Origin of the sequence: Saccharothrix luteola, assembly GCF_020859565.1 — a bacterium.
Lineage (GTDB): Bacteria > Actinomycetota > Actinomycetes > Mycobacteriales > Pseudonocardiaceae > Actinosynnema > Actinosynnema luteola.
On the sequence record NZ_JAJHUO010000004.1, the window covers coordinates 29,842 to 45,342 of the forward strand.

Here is a 15,501-nt window from a genome sequence, read left to right on the forward strand (position 1 = left end):
CCCCGCCCGCGCCCCCCGGCGCGCCCCCCCCCCCCCCCCCCCGGGGGGGGGGGCGGGCGGGCGGCCCCGGGTCAGCTCAGAGGTTCGGGAACCAGAGCTTGATCTCGCGCTCGGCCGACTCCGGCGAGTCCGAGCCGTGGACCAGGTTGAACTGGACCTCCAGGCCGAAGTCGCCGCGGATCGTGCCGGGCGTGGCCTTCTCGACCGGGTCGGTGCCGCCGGCCAGCTGGCGGAACGCCGCGATCGCCCGCGTGCCCTCCACCACCAGGGCCACCAGCGGGCCGCCGGTGATGAACTCGACCAGGTCGGCGAAGAACGGCTTGCCGTCGTGCTCGGCGTAGTGCTGCTCGGCGGTCGCGCGGTCCACGGTGCGCAGTTCCAGCGCGGCCAGGTGCAGGCCCTTGCGCTCGATGCGGGAGATGACCTCGCCGACCAGGCCGCGGCTGACGCCGTCGGGCTTGACCAGGACCAGGGTGCGCTCGCTCACGGCGGTCGGTACTCCTTCGTACGGGATTGTGCAACTCGGTCAAGGGTAGCCGGAGCTGCGATAGTGCCGGCCGTGACCACCGACAAGCCACACCCGGGCACCGTCCTCACCGGGGCCGCTGTGATGTTCGTGCTGCTGCGGCTGCTCGCGGTGTCGCACTACGACTGGCACACGGCGTTCGCGCTGCTGCACACGTTGGACCTGGAGGACGCGCCGGGTTTGTTCCTGGGGACGTTCATGGCGGACAAGTGGATCAGCAGTGTGCTGTTGGTGGTGATGGTGCCGTTGACGGTGTTCTACGCGGTCGGGAGGCGGTCGCGGGTGGCGCCGTTGGTGGTGGCCGTGTTGAGCGCGTTCCTGGTGGCGCACGTGCTCTCGTACCACTGGTGGTGGGTGCCGGTGGGTGCGGTGGCATTGACCGTGGTGTTGGTGTTCGTGGAGCGGGTGCGGCGGTTGCACGCGCAGATGGACTTCGTGCTGCGCCGGTTCGGTTACGTGGTGGGCGGGGTGGCGTTGGTGGTGGCGGCGGTGGTCGCCACGCCTTGGGTGCCGTTGGAGCGGATCGAGACTTCCGGGGACACGATCGAGGCCTACGTGATGGAGACCAGTCCCGGGTTCCTCAAAGTGCTCGGCGCGCGGGAGCGGGGTTTCCGCATCCTGCGGGCCGAGGACGTCCGATCACGTCTCGAACTGGCCGACCACTAGCGACTTGCCCCACCGGGTCGACGGCCAGGTGTCGGGGATTTCGGCTCCGGCGGCGTTGACTGCTCCCGATCGACCAGGAAGACCGCAGCGCGGCTCGAGCATTCCCGTGGATCACCACCGACCGACGTAAGCGTCGGCCAGGCGTGCTTCCCGTTCGGGCGCCGGCACGGTGGGTCGTCCGAAACCGGCGCGGAGGTAGGTGCGGCCCAGGGCGAGGGCGGTTTCCCGCCGGCGCTGCACCACCCACCCGCCCAGCCGGCTGACCGGGCGTCACCAAGAAGACCGACGTGCTCGTGGTGGGGATGGCGGACCCGGCTCGATTCGCCGTGGGGACGAGCGTCAGCGGCGAGCACCGCAAAGCCCGTGAGCTGCTGGACCGCGGCCACGAGATCGAGATGATCGGGGAGACCGACTTCCTCGAGTGGCTCAGCAGTTGAACGGTGGTCGGCGCCCGGGTCCCCGGACGCCGACCACCTCACCGAACTAGCGGGTCAGGACCACGACCGAGCGGGCCGGGGTGGTGATCGAGCCGTCGGCGAACGTGGCCTTGTCGGTGGACAGGGCGTGGTTCTGCCAGTTGCCCGGCACGGAGATGGACTTGGTGGTCGGGTAAGGGTTGATGATCACCAGGAGGCCGTTCAGGGACGGGTCGGTGTCCGGGCCCGCGGTGTCGTCCAAGAGCGCCGCGACGATGCCCGGCTCGGTGGTCGGGAACGACAGCTTCTGCTGCACGAGTGCCGCGTCGTTCAGGGTGAACAGCGGCGACGACTTGCGGATGCGCAGGAGCTCCAGGGTGTTGTCCACGGCGGCACGCATGTCGGCCGACGAGGGCTTCAGAGAACCGTTGGCCAACAAGGGAGTGGCGTAGGGCCACTTGTCCTCGTTGTCCGCCGCCGGTGGCAGGCCGCGACCGAAGCCGTTGTCCTTCAGGGACGGGTCGTAGCGGTTGAACCAGTCGCCGCTGTCGTAGCTGTTGCGGTCCAACGACTTCGAGCGCAGGAACTCCGCGCCGGCGTGCATGAACGGTTGGCCCTGGCCCAGGAGGACGGGTGCCAGCGCGACCTTCTGCATCCGCACGCGGTCCGCCATGGACGTGCTCACGGGCAGCTTGAACGTCTGCGAGTCGAACAAGGTCTCGTTGTCGTGCGCGTCCACGTACGTGATCACGTCGGCCGGTGCGCCGGTGTACCCGGCGGGTGAACCGTTGTACGTCACGTCACGCCCCGAGATCACCCCGCCACCGGTGGACTGGAACCGGTAGGACGCCATGTTGCCCGCCATGCCCAGCTTCACCAGGTCGCTGTAGTTGGCCAGCCGCGCGGTCACGTCGCCGTTGGCCGGGGAGCCGTTCGGGTCGCCCGCGAGCCCGGACGCCAGCCCCTGCACGCGCGGGTCGGCGTCGAACGGCCCGCCGCCGCGCACGGCGTCCCGTAGCCGGTCGCTGAACGTGCCGATGCCCGTACCGGCCAGGTTCGCCTGGGTGGCCTGCTCGAACCGGGCGTTGCCGGCGACCTCGCCGAAGTCCCAGCCCTCGCCGTAGATCCGGATCCTGCGCCCGTCCACGCCGTCGCGCTCGACGGTCAACGCGTCCAGCGCCGCCCGCACGGCCAGGACGTTCGCCTTCGGGTGGTGCCCCATCAGGTCGAACCGGAAGCCGTCCACCTTGTACAGCCGGGCCCAGCGCACGACCGAGTCCACGACGAGCTTGCCCATCATGGCGTTCTCGGTCGCGGTGTTGGCGCAGCACGTCGAGTTGGCGACGGTGCCGTCGAGGTTGAGCCGCTGGTAGTACCCCGGCACCACCTTGTCCAGCACGGACGTCGGCGCGTCACCGGCAGCGGCCGTGTGGTTGTAGACCACGTCCACCACCACGCGGTTCCCGTTGTCGTGCAAGGACTTCACCATCTCGCGGTACTGCTTGGAGCGCGCCCACCCGGTCTGCGCGTCGTCCGTGGCGTAGGAGCCCTCGGGCACGTCGTAGTGGTACGGGTCGTAGCCCCAGTTGAAGCCGTCCTGGCCGGCGGTGGCCGAGACGCAGTCCTGCTGCGCCGAGGAATCCGCGGGCAACGACGCCAGGTCGCACGCCGGTTGCCGCTGGTCCGAACGCTTCTCCGGGATCGTGGCGATATCGAACGTCGGCAGCAGGTGCACGGTGTCCAGGCCCGCCGCCGCCAGCTCGCGCAGGTGCGTCATGCCGACCGACGACGAGTGCGTGAACGCGCGGTAGGTGCCGCGGTCGGACTCGGGCACGGTGGCGTCCCCGATGGAGAAGTCCCGGACGTGCAGCTCGGTGATGCCGTGCTCGGTCGGGTCGCCGTCCAGGCCGCGGGCCACGTGCCCGGCCCAGTCGGCGGGCATGGTGCGCGCGTCACCGAGGTCGGCGAACTGCGAGTGCGTCGAGTTCACCGCCAACGCCACCGAGTACGGGTCGGTCACGGTCACCGTGCGCCCGGCGACGGTCACCTCGAACAGGTAGAACTTGTCCCGCCACGAGCCGGACGCCGACCACGAGCCGGACGCGTCGTCCCGCGCCAGGTCCACGGTCGTCGTCGGGCCGCCGGGCTGGTCGGACACCTTGAGCTTCACCGAGGACGCCGTGGGCGCCCACAACCGCGCGGTCACGCGGTCGCCGTCGAACGCCGGCCCGTAGGTCAGCGCGGACGCGGCGGCGGCGAACCGGTCGTCCAGCACGCCGGCGATCTGCACGCCCGTGCGGTGCCGCAGGCCGCCGTTCGAGTCGACGTGCACGGCGGACAGCCTGCCGCGCAACGCCTCGTCCAGCCGCTCGCCGTCACGCACCCGGAACACCGGCTTGCCCCGCAGGTGGGGGAAGCGATCGGGCACGGCGTCCGACGACGGCTCCAGCCGCAGCACCTTGCCGTCGTGCTCCAGCCGGTAGCCGTCGGACGGCACCACCGGCACGTCCCACACGACCAGGTCCTTCGACACCCAGATCGCCTTGGCCTTGGTCAGGTCGTCGTCCACGCCCTCGCCACCGGACGGCGGCAGCACGTAGGAGATGGACCCGTCCGCCTTGGTGGAGCCGGAGACGTACCAGACCTCGTAACCGGTGCCCGTAACGTCGAGGAACTGGTCCGGCCCCGGGTCCTTCGCGTCACCGCGGTGGATGATGTTGCTCAGCCCGGCCGCACCGGGCTCCAGCGCGACGGACCAGTACACGCCGAACCCGTCGGTCCCGTCCGGCACGCGGGACTGGTTCCAGCCCGGGCTCGGCTCCAGCGACCCCGTCCAGTGGTAGAGCGTCCAGTCGGTGTAGTCGCCGTCGGGTCGGTTGTAGTGGATCACCGCGCGGTTCTCGGCGGCGGCCAGGCTCGCGTGCACCTCGTCGCCGTCGACCCACGCACGTCCGGCCGTGCGACCGGTGGCCTCGACCGTGCCGCCGCGGACCACGGAGAAGTCGACGGGCGCGGTCGCCGGGACGGTCGCCACTCCCCCGCTGAACGGGTGATCGACACCTCCCGCGCGCACCACGAGCCCCGTGGCGTCACCGGTGTGCGTGATGACAGCTTGGCCGGTCGCGGCGACCTCGCTGGCGTGCACGGCGGTCTGGCCCTGTTCGAGCCACACCTGCGGTGTCGCGCTCGGGTCGATGAACCGGTCGCCGTCGGTGTCCTTCTCGTCGCCCCGGTGGGCGATGATGCCGACCGAGCGTGCCCCGGGCTTGAGCTTGACCCAGGCGAACCGACCGTAGGGCGTCTCGCCCGCGAACGGCAGCGGCGCGTCCCACGTCGGCGCGTTCTCGACGTCGCCCCACGCGTGCAGGCCCCACCCGTCGTAGTCGCCGGCCGGGCGGTTGTAGTGCACCACCAGCCAGTCCGACGTCACGGCCGTCGGCGGCTCGACGGGCGGCGCGGCCACCAGGCGAATCTTCGCGCCGTCCGCGCCCAACGTGCCCTTGGCGTCCTTGGCGACCACGCGCAGCTCGACGTCCTTGCCCACGGCCGCGCCCGGCAGGCTCTCCAGGTCGGCGAACACCCGGTGCGGTGCGGCGTCGTCGGTGCCGAGCACCTGCCAGTCGCGCTCGCCCTCGACCCGTGCGGCGAACGTGGCCTGCGCGTACGGCGAGGTGACGCCGTCGGCGCGCAGCTCGACCCGGTCGTCCAGCACGGTGCCCGTCGGCGGCACGGCCAACGTCGGCGTGGGCGCGGCGGAGGGGATCTTGCCGGTCGAGCGGAGCACCAGGGCGGACAACGCGGGCACGGTCACGGTGACCTTGCCGTTCGCGGCGTTGACCTGCGACCCCGCGGCGGGCCAGACCGGGCGGTAGCCCTTGCCCGACACGGGCACCTCGACGGTCGTGGGCGCGGTGCCGGCGTTGGCCACCACGACGTGCTCGACCTGCTGGGTGCGGCCCGTGCGGCTGAACGCGATCACGTCGCCCTGGACGAGCCGGAGCTCCTGGTTGCCCTCACGCCACACCGGGTCCCGGTCCACGAAGTTCGCCAGGTCGCGCAGCTGCCGGTACAGCGGGTGGTCGGTGCGGAAGTTGTCCACCGCGCCGGTGCGGTCGCTGCCGACCAGGTCCTCGGTGGCGTACTCGGGCGTCTTCGAGGCGAACATGTCCTGACGGGCCAGCTTGTCGCCGCCGGCGCCCGCGAAACCCTGCTCGTCGCCGTAGTAGACGACCGGGTTGCCGCGCCACAGGTACATCAGGGCGTTGCCGAGTTCGAGTCGGTCCAGCAGCTCGGCCTCGGAGATGCCCGGCCGGCCTTCCCGGACCATCCACGCGATGCGGCCCATGTCGTGGTTGCCGAGGAACGTCGGCAGCGAGGAGGCGTTGGAGTCCGCGTCGGTGTACCGGTCGTCCTCGACGAGCACCTCGCCGAGCCGGGCCGCGCCCTGGCCGGACAGGAACCTGGCCGCGCCGCTCTGGAACGGGAAGTCCAGCGTGGCCTGCATCCGGCCGGTGGTGGTGTAACGGGAGGTGAGCGCCGGGTTCGCGTCGAACACCTCGCCGAAGACGAAGAAGTCCTTCTTGCCGCGCATCGCCGCGTACTGCTTCACGTGCGGCGCGAGGGCCTGCCAGAACTCCATGTTGACGTGCTTGACCGTGTCGACCCGGTAGCCGTCGATGCCCAGCGTGTCGATCCAGCTGGTGAAGATCCGCTTCATGCCCTTGACGACCGTCGGGTGCTCGGTCATCAGGTCGTCGAGGCCGAAGAAGTCGCCGTACTCGTTCGACTCGCCGCTGAACGTCGAGTCGCCGCGGTTGTGGTAGAGCTGCGGGTCGTTGAGCCAGGCCGGGGTCTTCTCGCCCTTGACCACCGGCGTGTACGGCGCGGTGAGCTTCGGGAACGGCTCCCGGCCCGCGATCTCCGAGATGTCGACCGGGTTGCCCTGCTCGTCCAGGTAGGGCTGCGCGCCGGTGCTGACGTAGTCGTGCTCGCCCTCGGCGTAGTCGATCAGGTCGGCGGTGTGGTTGGCGACGATGTCGAAGAACACCTTGATGCCGCGGCGGTGCGCGTCCTGGATGAGCCGCCGCATGTCGTTGGTCGAGCCGAAGTGCGGGTCGAGCCTGGTGAAGTCGGTGGTCCAGTAGCCGTGGTAGCCGGCCGAGACGTCGTCGCCGGAGCCCTGCACCCACCGGTTGGCGAACATCGGCGTCATCCAGATCGCGGTGACGCCCATGTCGTCCAGGTAGTCGATCTTGTCGCGCAGGCCCTTGAGGTCGCCGCCGTGGTAGAAGCCCTTGTCGGCGGGGTCGTAGCCGCTCTTGAGGCGGTCGGTCTCGGCCGTGCCGCCGCGGTCGTTGCGCGGGTCGCCGTTGGCGAACCGGTCGGGCATCACGAAGTAGAACCGCTCGCCGGCCAGGTCGGCCCGGAGCGCGTCCTTGGCCAACGCCCGGTCACCGTCCCGGGCGCCGGGCGCGAGGTCGGTGACGGCGCCGACCGCGAGCCCCTGCCCCACTTCGGGCGCGGCGCCGGTGGGTGGTGGCACGAACGGCACAACGGCCAGGGCGATGAGCGCGGCGACGGCCCGACGCATCGCGACCTCCTTGTCGCAAGAATTTGCAACCACGCCCCGACGGTGCACCGGGGCGTGGTGCACAAAACCACGACAACCACGGCCGGACAAGGCCCATACGGCTGCAAGTCCTTGCAGACCCTTGCATCACTCCTGGTACAGCCAGATCCAGTTGCCCGACGGGTCCTTCACCGCCGAGTTGCGCGGCATGCCGACCGAGTCGCGCGGGGCGACGACCTCCACGCCACCCGCCGCGACGGCACGCGCGTGGTAGGCGTCCAGGTCGGGCACGAGCAGGCCGAACGTGCTCGGGCCGAGCCGGTCGGTGTCCGCGCGGTCCTCCAGCAGGTGCACCAGGAAGAACCCGTCCTGGCCGTACTCGCCGAACACGAACGACGAGTAGTCGTCGTCCTCGGCCCGCCTGGTCACCTCGTACCGCAGGTCGAAGGCGGTCCGGTAGAACTCGACGGCCTTGGCCGCGTCGTCCACGGTGATCTTGATCTGAACCGGGCGCACGCCCGTGCCGGGTGTGGACACGGTGATCCCCTCCTCCAGGTAGCGGTCGACGTCGCCGAGCCGGGCGGTGAGCACGTCGCGCTGCCGTTCCAGCCGCTTGCGGTGGCCGGTCAGCACCTCGTCCACGTCACCGCCGTCGACCACCCGCCGGATCTCCTCGATCGGCAGGTCCAGGCAGCGCAGCGCCAGGATCAGCCGGGCGCGGCGCACCTGCTCGCGCCGGTAGCGCCGGTAGCCCGACGCCGGGTCGACGACGTCGGGCGTGAGCAGCCCGACGTCGTCGTAGTGCCGCAGCGCGTGCACGGTCAGCCCGCTGAGGTGGGCGAACCGCCCGATGGTCATCAGCTCGTCCGTCACACCACCACTGTGAGGTCTCGGGTCACCCGAGGGTCAACGGCGGGGCTGAAGAGTTTTGCTCCACAGCGACGCGCCCTTGATGTCGCGCAGCCACACGGTCAGCTCGCCGTCCCGCGACACCTCGACCTCGCCGAAGTGCTGGAAACCGTCCAACGGGGTGGTGTTCGCGGCCGGTGGGGCGTTGACGAACACCGCTTCCGGGCCGAACGTCGGGTCGAGGGTGTTCGGGCCGAACGCACCGGCGTTCAGCGGGCCCGACACGAACTCCCAGAACGGGTCGAAGTCCTGGAACGACGCGCGCTCCGGTGAGTAGTGGTGCGCGGCCGTGTAGTGCACGTCCGCCGTCAGCCACACGGTGTTGCGCACCCGCCGCCGCTTCAGCTCGCCCAGCACCCACGCCAGCTCGTGCTCACGACCGCCCGGTGTGCCCGGCAGGCCGTTGGCGACGCCCTCGATGTCCGTGCCGTCGGGCACGGTCAGGCCGATCGGCAGGTCGGCCGCGATGATCTTCCAGGTGGCCCGGCTGCGGTCGAGGGAGTCCACCAGCCAGCGGGCCTGCCGCTCGCCCAGCACGACCCCGGCGCCGTCGCGCGGCGAGGTGTTCGCGTCCTTGTACGACCGCATGTCCAGCACGAACACCTCGACGTGCGCGCCGTGGCGGAACTTCCGGTACACCCGGCCGTCCACCGCCTGCCGGGGGTCGATGGGCTGCCACTCGTGGAACGCCTGGAACGCCCGTGCGGCCAGCACGTCCACCCGCTTCTCGGTGTAGGCCGGTGAGGTCAGGATCTCGCCCGGGTACCAGTTGTTGGTCACCTCGTGGTCGTCCCACTGCACGATCATCGGCACCCGCGAGGCGAACGCCCGGTACTGCGGGTCGAGCAGGTTGTAGGCGAACTGGCCGCGGTACTCGTCCAGCGTCTCGGCGACCTTCAGCTTCTCCGGGGTGACGAGGTTGCGCCACACCCGCCCGTCGGGCAGCGTCACCGACTGCTGCAGCGGACCGTCCGCGTACACCGTGTCGCCGCTGTTGATGAAGAAGTCGGGACGGCGGGCGGCCATCGCGCCGAAGATCGGCATGCCGCCCAGGTCGGGGTTGCTGCCCCAGCCCTGGCCGGCCACGTCACCCGACCACACGAACCGCACGTCGTCACGGCCGACCGGGGCGGTGCGGAAGCTGCCCGTGACGGCTTCGCTGCGCGTGCGGCCGTCGAGGTCCTCGGCGACGACGCGGTAGTGCACCTCGCGCCCACCCGGCAGGCCGCGCAGCCGCACCCGGCCCGTGCCGCCGGTCTCCGGCGTCAGCAACGGCCCGCGCACGGTCCGAGCGTGCCGGAACGAGGGGTCCGACGACACCTGCACCAGCATCCGCGACGGCCGGTCGGCCCGCGTCCACACCAGGCCGCCGTCGAACGTCACGTCACCGGACTGCACGCCGTGCGTGAGGACGGGCCGGTCGCCACCCCGCGCCAACGCCACGCCGCCGGGCACGAGCGCCGCGGCCGTACCGATCGCACCGGCGCGCAGCAGCGTCCGCCGGTTCACCACACCATCGCTCATGCGCCGGTTTGTAATCGGTGAAGCCTAATTCCGGGTGAACAGGAACCGTCGCCCACCGGTTCAGCGCACGGCGGAGCACCACGACCGGCTAAATCACACGGACAGGTGAAGCGTGCAACCCAGGACAACCCAAATCGCATTTCTCACGTTAGCCGGATAAAACGGCCGGCCCGGCGGCGACCACCGCTCCGGACCCCGCTCCCCGACCCCGACCGCCGACCGCTGACCCGCTCCCGACGCCGACCCCGACCGACAGCCCGAACCCCGACCGCCCGAACCCCGACCGCCCGACCGCCGCTCAGCCCTGCTGCTGGCTGGGCAGCCGACCCTCGGCCATGCGCTTGGCCACGTCACGCCGAAGCCACAGGAGGTACACCCAGACCAAGCTGAACACCACACCGATGCCGCCGAGCGCGGTCAGGGCGAACCACGACGCCACCATCACCACGTGGATCGCCGCGATCACGTACACGGCCCACGGGCGCTTCAGCAGCGCGCACGTCCCGATCAGCGCGACGATCAGCCCGAGCACCAGGTACCCGATCCCGGTGCCGACCCCGCCGCTCAGCTTCGCCACCACCGGCAGGGCCAGGGCGACGACGATCACCTCGAGGATCAGCGTGCCCGCCATGATGCCGCGGAAGGACTTCATCGGGTCCTTCTTGGGCGCGGGCACCGGCTGCGAGGCGGGGGAGGTCACGAGGGCTCCTTGCCGAACAGCGCACGCGCCTCGCCCGCCGTGACGACCGAGCCGGTCACCACGACGCCGCCGCCGGACACGATGTCGCCGTCGTCGCTCTCCTCGGCGAGCCGCACGGCGTCCTCGATCGCGTCGTCGAGGTGCGGCCGGACGACCAACCGGTCGTCGCCGAAGATCGGGATCGCGATGCCGGCGAGCAGGTCGGGGTCCATGGCCCGCGGCGAGGAGTTGGCGGTCACGACGAGCTCCTGGACGACCGGTTCGAGCGCGCTGAGGATGCCGACGGCGTCCTTCTCCTGCATCACGCCGACCACGGCCACCAGCTTGCGGAAGCCGAATTCCTCGTCCAGGGCCTTGGCCAGCGCCTCCGCCCCGTGCGGGTTGTGCGCCGCGTCCACCAGCACGGTGGGCGCGGTGCGGACGCGTTCCAGCCGGCCCGGCGAGGTGGCGGTGGCGAACGCCTCGCGCACGGCCTCGACGTCGAGCTGGCGGTCGGGCCCGGCGCCGAAGAACGCCTCCACGGCAGCCAGCGCGAGCGCCGCGTTGGCGGCCTGGTGAGCGCCGTGCAGCGGCAGGAACACCTCGTCGTACACGCCGGCGAGGCCTTGCAGCCGCAGCATCTGGCCACCGACGGCGACGTCGCGCTGGATCACGCCGAACTCGTGCCCGAGCCGCGCGATCGTGGCGTCCACCTCGGCGCACCGCCGCAGCAGCACCTGCTCGACGGCGGGTTCCTGCTTGGCCATCACGGCGACCGCGCCCGGCTTGATGATCCCGGCCTTCTCCTCCGCGATCCCGGCCAGGTCGCCGCCCAGGTACTCGACGTGGTCGAGCCCGATCGGCGTGATCACCGCGACCCGGCCGTCGGCGATGTTCGTCGCGTCCCACGACCCGCCCATGCCGACCTCGATCACGGCGGCGTCCACGGGCGCGTCGGCGAACGCCGCGAACGCCATGCCGGTGAGCACCTCGAACTTGCTCATCGGCACGTCGCCGCGCGCGTCCACGAGCGACAGGTACGGCTCGACGTCGCGGTAGATCTCGACGTACCGCTCGGGGCTGATGGGCGCGCCGTCGACGCTGATCCGCTCGGTCGCCAGCTGCAGGTGCGGGCTGGTGTAGCGGCCGGTCCGCAGGCCGATCCGGGTGAGCAGGGCGTCGATCATCCGCGACGTGGACGTCTTGCCGTTCGTCCCGCCGACGTGCACCACGGGGTAGGTGCCCTGCGGGTCGCCGAGGATGTCGGCCAACGCCCGGATCCGGTCGAGGCTCGGCTCGATCTTGGTCTCGGGCCAGCGGGTGTTCAGCTCCGAATCGACCTGCCGCAGCTCCTCCAGCGCGCCCGTCTCGAACCCGGTCACGAGTTGTCCTGCGGCAGGGTCTCGAGCCGGGCGTGGATGCGGTCGATCTCGGCGTTGGCCGCCGCGAGCCTGGCCTGGATCTTGGCCACGACCTCGGCGGGCGCCTTGTCGAGGAACGCGGCGTTGTTGAGCTTGCCCTCGCACTGGGCGCGTTCCTTCTCGGCCACGCCGAGGTCCTTGGCCAGGCGCTTGCGCTCGGCCACGACGTCGACCGTGCCGGAGAGGTCCAGCTCCACCTTGACCGTGCCGCCGGGCAGGCCGACGTCGAGCGAGGCGCTGACCGAGAAGTCGTCGCCGGGCTCGGTCATCCTGGTCAGCGCCTGGACGGCGGGCACCTGGTCGAGCAGGTCGACGCAGCACGCGCCGCGCACCTTGCCCGCGACCTTCTGGGCGGGCTTGAGGCCCTGGTCGGAGCGGAACCGGCGGATCTCCGTGACCAGCTTCTTCAGGCCTTCGATCCGGGTGGCCGCGACCTCGTCGCGCGCGACGCCGGTCGGCTTGGGCCAGTCCGCGACCACCAGGGACTCGCCGCCGGTCAGCGTGGTCCACAGCGTCTCGGTGATGAACGGCGTCAGCGGGTGCAGCAGCCGCAGCACGACGTCGAGCACGTGCCCGAGCACGGACTGGGTGGCCTCGGCCCGCGCGCCGCCCTCGGCGAGCTGGACCTTGGCCAGCTCCAGGTACCAGTCGCAGAACTCGTCCCAGGTGAAGTGGTAGAGCGCTTCGCTGAGCTTGGCGAACTGGAAGGCCTCGAAGTGGCCGTCGACCTCGGTCACGAGGCCTTCGAGCAGGTCGAGGATCCAGCGGTCGGCGTCGGTGAGCTCCTCGCGCGGCGGGAGCGGGCGGTCGACGGTGGCGCCGTTGTTGAGCGCGAACCGGGAGGCGTTCCACAGCTTGGTGGTGAAGTTGCGCGAGCCGGCGGCCCACTCGTCGGCCAGCGCCATGTCCGAGCCGGGGTTGGCGCTGCGCAGCAGCGTGAACCGGGTGGCGTCGGCGCCGTAGGCGTCCATCCAGTCGATGGGGTCGATGCCGTTGCCGCGCGACTTCGACATCTTCTTGCCGTGCTGGTCGCGGATGAGGCCGTGCAGGAACACGTGGTCGAACGGCTGCTTGCCGTCCATCGCGTACAGGCCGAACATCATCATCCGGACGACCCAGAAGAACAGGATGTCGTAGCCGGTCGACAGCACGCTGGTCGGGTAGAACTTCGCCAGGTCGCTGGTGGGCGTGGGCCAGCCGAGCGTGGAGAACGGCCACAGGCCGGACGAGAACCACGTGTCGAGCACGTCCTCGTCCTGCACCCAGCCCTCGCCGGGCGGCTCCTCGTCCGGGCCGACGCACATGACCTTGTCGTTCGGGCCGTACCAGACGGGGATGCGGTGGCCCCACCAGAGCTGGCGCGAGATGCACCAGTCGTTGAGGTTGTCGACCCAGTCGAAGTAGCGCTTGGCCAGCTCCGGCGGGTGGATGGTGGTGCGGCCGTCGCGCACGGCGGCGGAGGCCGCCTCGGCGAGCGGGGCGACCTTGACCCACCACTGCATGGACAGGCGCGGCTCGATCACGGTGTCGCAGCGCGAGCAGTGGCCGACGGAGTGCTTGTAGGGGCGCTTCTCGGCCACGATCCGGCCCTGTTCGCGCAGGGCGGCGACGACGGCGGGGCGCGCCTCGAAGCGGTCCATGTCCTGGAACGGGCCGTGCGCGGTGATCACGCCGCGGCCGTCCATGACGGTGAGCGCGGGCAGGTCGTGGCGCCGGCCGATCTCGAAGTCGTTCGGGTCGTGCGCGGGGGTGACCTTGACCGCGCCGGTGCCGAACGCGGGGTCGACGTGCTCGTCGGCGACGACGGGCACGTAACGGCCGGTCAGCGGCACTTCGACCTCGGTGCCGATGAGGTGCCGGTACCGCTCGTCCTCGGGGTGGACGGCCACGGCGGTGTCGCCGAGCATGGTCTCGGCGCGCGTGGTGGCGACCACGATCGAGTTGTCGCCGGAGCCGTAGCGGATGGAGACGAGCTCGCCGTCGTCCTCGGAGTGGTCGACCTCGATGTCGGAGAGCGCGGTCTGGCAGCGCGGGCACCAGTTGATGATGCGCTCGGCGCGGTAGATGAGGCCGTCGTCGAAGAGCTTCTTGAAGATGGTCTGGACGGAGCGGGACAGGCCCTCGTCCATGGTGAAGCGGACGCGGGTCCAGTCGACGCCGTCGCCGAGGCGGCGCATCTGGCCGAGGATCCTGCCGCCGACCTCCTCGCGCCACTCCCAGACGCGTTCGACGAACTTCTCGCGGCCGATGTCGTGGCGGGACTTGCCCTCGCCGGCGAGGGCCCGCTCGACGGCGGTCTGGGTGGCGATGCCCGCGTGGTCGGTGCCGGGCAGCCAGAGCACCTCGTAGCCCTGCATGCGGCGGCGGCGGGTGAGCGCGTCCATGATGCTGTGGTTCAGCGCGTGGCCCATGTGCAGGCTGCCGTTGACGTTCGGCGGCGGCAGCACGATGGTGAACGGCGGCTTGTCGCTGGTCGCGTCGGCCGTGAAGTAGCCGCGCTCGACCCACCGCTCGTACAGCCCGGCCTCTACCTCGGCCGGGTTCCAGGCCGGCGGGAGTTCGGAGCGCTGCGGTGCGGTGGGGGTCTCAGTCACGGTCGAAGTCTACGGAGGCGCGGGTATCGACTTCTAATCAGATACCTGCTAGCGGGCGCCGAGCCCGTCGTGGCGGTCCCGTATCGACTTCTCGGTCGATTGCTGGTAACGCCTTGGGCACGAGTTGGCGAGCGGGGGGGCGACGTGGACGAGTACCGGATCGAGGACCACCCCGACCTGAGGGACGCCGGATGGGCGCGGGAGGCCGTGAAGCGGGCCGAGCGCGAGGCCAGGGTGCGGCGGCTGAGGTCGTTGCCGCGCCGGCCGCGGCGGCGGTTCTGGGTCGGGTCGGCGATCGCGGTGGCGGCGGTGCTGCTGGCGTGGGCGGTGGTCGCGTCGGGGTCGGACCCGGCCGCGGTGCCGGGTGTGCGCCCGGTCGACCTGGACGAACCGTTCGCGGGCACGTCGGCGGCGGCGTGGGAGGACGGCGCGGCCGGGGTGGTGGCGCCGGCGGCGGCGCAGGTCGGCCCGTACTCGGCGGAGCAGGTCGCGGCGGCCTACGAGCGGGTGCGGGAGGCGGTGGTCGCGGCGCGGCTGGACCGGCGGGTGGTGGTGGACCACGACCTGGAGCCGTTCTTCGGGTTGTTCGCGCCCGACCTGCGGGAGTCGTTGCGGGTGTTGTTCGACGGCCGCAACGACGGTGAGGCGGCGTTGGTGGTGACGCGGGTGGACAAGGGGGCGCGGTTGGCGGAGGTGGAGCCGAAGGCGCGTGGCGGGATGTCGGCCGAGGTGGGGCCGGAGGGCGAGTTGGTGGTGCGGACGGACTACACGTTCGCCTACGCGTTCGTGCCGGACCGGCCGGAGGCGGTGCGCGGCCCGTCGGACGTGGTGGCGTTGACGCGGTTCCAGGTGCGGTACTCGGTGCGCACGGGTGGTCCCGGTGTGGAGGGGCTGTGGGCGGACGCGTCGCTGGGCTCGTTGCACTCGATCGGGTGTTCGAGCGCGAAGCGCGGCTACCTGGCGCCCGCGTTCGCGGAGCCGTCGTTGCCGCCCGGCCTGGACTTCGATCTCGGCGCACCGTCGTCACCGGCCGACGGCTGCCCGGAATGAGGTCACCCGATCGGACGATTCGCGGCACAGTGGCGCCGATCACAATTGATGGTGATCACCGGTATCAGCGCAGGTGAGGACGCCGGATTCACGGGCCGTTCACAACCCCTTGGGGCCCGTGACAGCGGTCCCGCGTCGTCCTGGCGC

11 protein-coding genes are annotated in these 15,501 nt (G+C 71.2%); 3 read left to right on the forward strand and 8 right to left on the reverse strand.

Annotated features, from left to right (window positions below; genetic code table 11):
• Positions 1-76 precede the first annotated feature (76 nt).
• Complete coding sequence (gene ndk / locus LNK82_RS05625; protein ID WP_230565862.1) at positions 77-487, reverse strand: nucleoside-diphosphate kinase; 411 nt, start codon at positions 485-487, stop codon at positions 77-79.
• Positions 488-559: 72 nt separating this feature from the next.
• Between ndk and LNK82_RS05630 the strand changes: the two genes are divergently transcribed.
• Positions 560-1,192: a hypothetical protein gene (locus tag LNK82_RS05630; protein ID WP_230565863.1), complete on the forward strand. Its 633-nt coding sequence runs from the start codon at positions 560-562 to the stop codon at positions 1,190-1,192.
• 111 nt (positions 1,193-1,303) lie between these two features.
• Here LNK82_RS05630 and LNK82_RS48220 read toward each other — a convergent pair whose 3' ends face one another.
• Positions 1,304-1,447, reverse strand: coding sequence for a DUF6218 family protein (locus LNK82_RS48220; protein ID WP_372470429.1), 144 nt, complete (start codon positions 1,445-1,447; stop codon positions 1,304-1,306).
• A 32-nt stretch (positions 1,448-1,479) separates the two neighbouring features.
• On the opposite strand from LNK82_RS48220, the gene LNK82_RS05635 reads away from it, so the two are divergent.
• A complete protein-coding gene (locus LNK82_RS05635) occupies positions 1,480-1,629 on the forward strand; it encodes a hypothetical protein (RefSeq protein ID WP_230565864.1) in 150 nt (49 codons plus the stop codon).
• Between the two features lie 46 nt (positions 1,630-1,675).
• Here LNK82_RS05635 and pulA read toward each other — a convergent pair whose 3' ends face one another.
• From pulA to LNK82_RS05665, 6 genes are all read right to left on the reverse strand, one after another.
• The gene (gene pulA, locus LNK82_RS05640; RefSeq protein ID WP_230565865.1) at positions 1,676-7,198 is read right to left on the reverse strand and encodes a pullulanase-type alpha-1,6-glucosidase; all 5,523 of its coding nucleotides are present in this window, start codon (positions 7,196-7,198) and stop codon (positions 1,676-1,678) included.
• A gap of 126 nt (positions 7,199-7,324) precedes the next feature.
• A complete protein-coding gene (locus tag LNK82_RS05645) occupies positions 7,325-8,050 on the reverse strand; it encodes a MerR family transcriptional regulator (RefSeq protein ID WP_230565866.1) in 726 nt (241 codons plus the stop codon).
• A gap of 33 nt (positions 8,051-8,083) precedes the next feature.
• Positions 8,084-9,610, reverse strand: a complete 1,527-nt coding sequence (locus tag LNK82_RS05650) for an alkaline phosphatase D family protein (protein WP_230565867.1) — start codon at positions 9,608-9,610, stop codon at positions 8,084-8,086.
• A 298-nt stretch (positions 9,611-9,908) separates the two neighbouring features.
• The gene (locus LNK82_RS05655; protein WP_230565868.1) at positions 9,909-10,310 is read right to left on the reverse strand and encodes a DUF4233 domain-containing protein; all 402 of its coding nucleotides are present in this window, start codon (positions 10,308-10,310) and stop codon (positions 9,909-9,911) included.
• Positions 10,307-11,671, reverse strand: a complete 1,365-nt coding sequence (gene folC, locus LNK82_RS05660) for a bifunctional tetrahydrofolate synthase/dihydrofolate synthase (RefSeq protein WP_230565869.1) — start codon at positions 11,669-11,671, stop codon at positions 10,307-10,309. The genes LNK82_RS05655 and folC overlap by 4 nt, the downstream gene beginning before the upstream one ends.
• Complete coding sequence (locus tag LNK82_RS05665; RefSeq protein ID WP_230565870.1) at positions 11,668-14,304, reverse strand: valine--tRNA ligase; 2,637 nt, start codon at positions 14,302-14,304, stop codon at positions 11,668-11,670. Before LNK82_RS05665 ends, folC begins: the two co-directional genes overlap by 4 nt.
• Before the next feature lie 144 nt (positions 14,305-14,448).
• Here LNK82_RS05665 and LNK82_RS05670 point away from each other — a divergent pair, with 144 nt between their 5' ends.
• Entirely contained in the window at positions 14,449-15,354 is a 906-nt protein-coding gene (locus LNK82_RS05670) for a hypothetical protein (protein WP_230565871.1), read from the forward strand.
• Positions 15,355-15,501 lie beyond the last annotated feature (147 nt).

Coding starts and splice junctions, on each gene's coding strand:
- pulA (WP_230565865.1), bottom strand. CDS start 7,198: ATGCGTCGGGCCGTCGCCGCGCTCATCGCCCTGGCCGTTGTGCCGTTC.
- LNK82_RS05650 (WP_230565867.1), bottom strand. CDS start 9,610: ATGAGCGATGGTGTGGTGAACCGGCGGACGCTGCTGCGCGCCGGTGCG.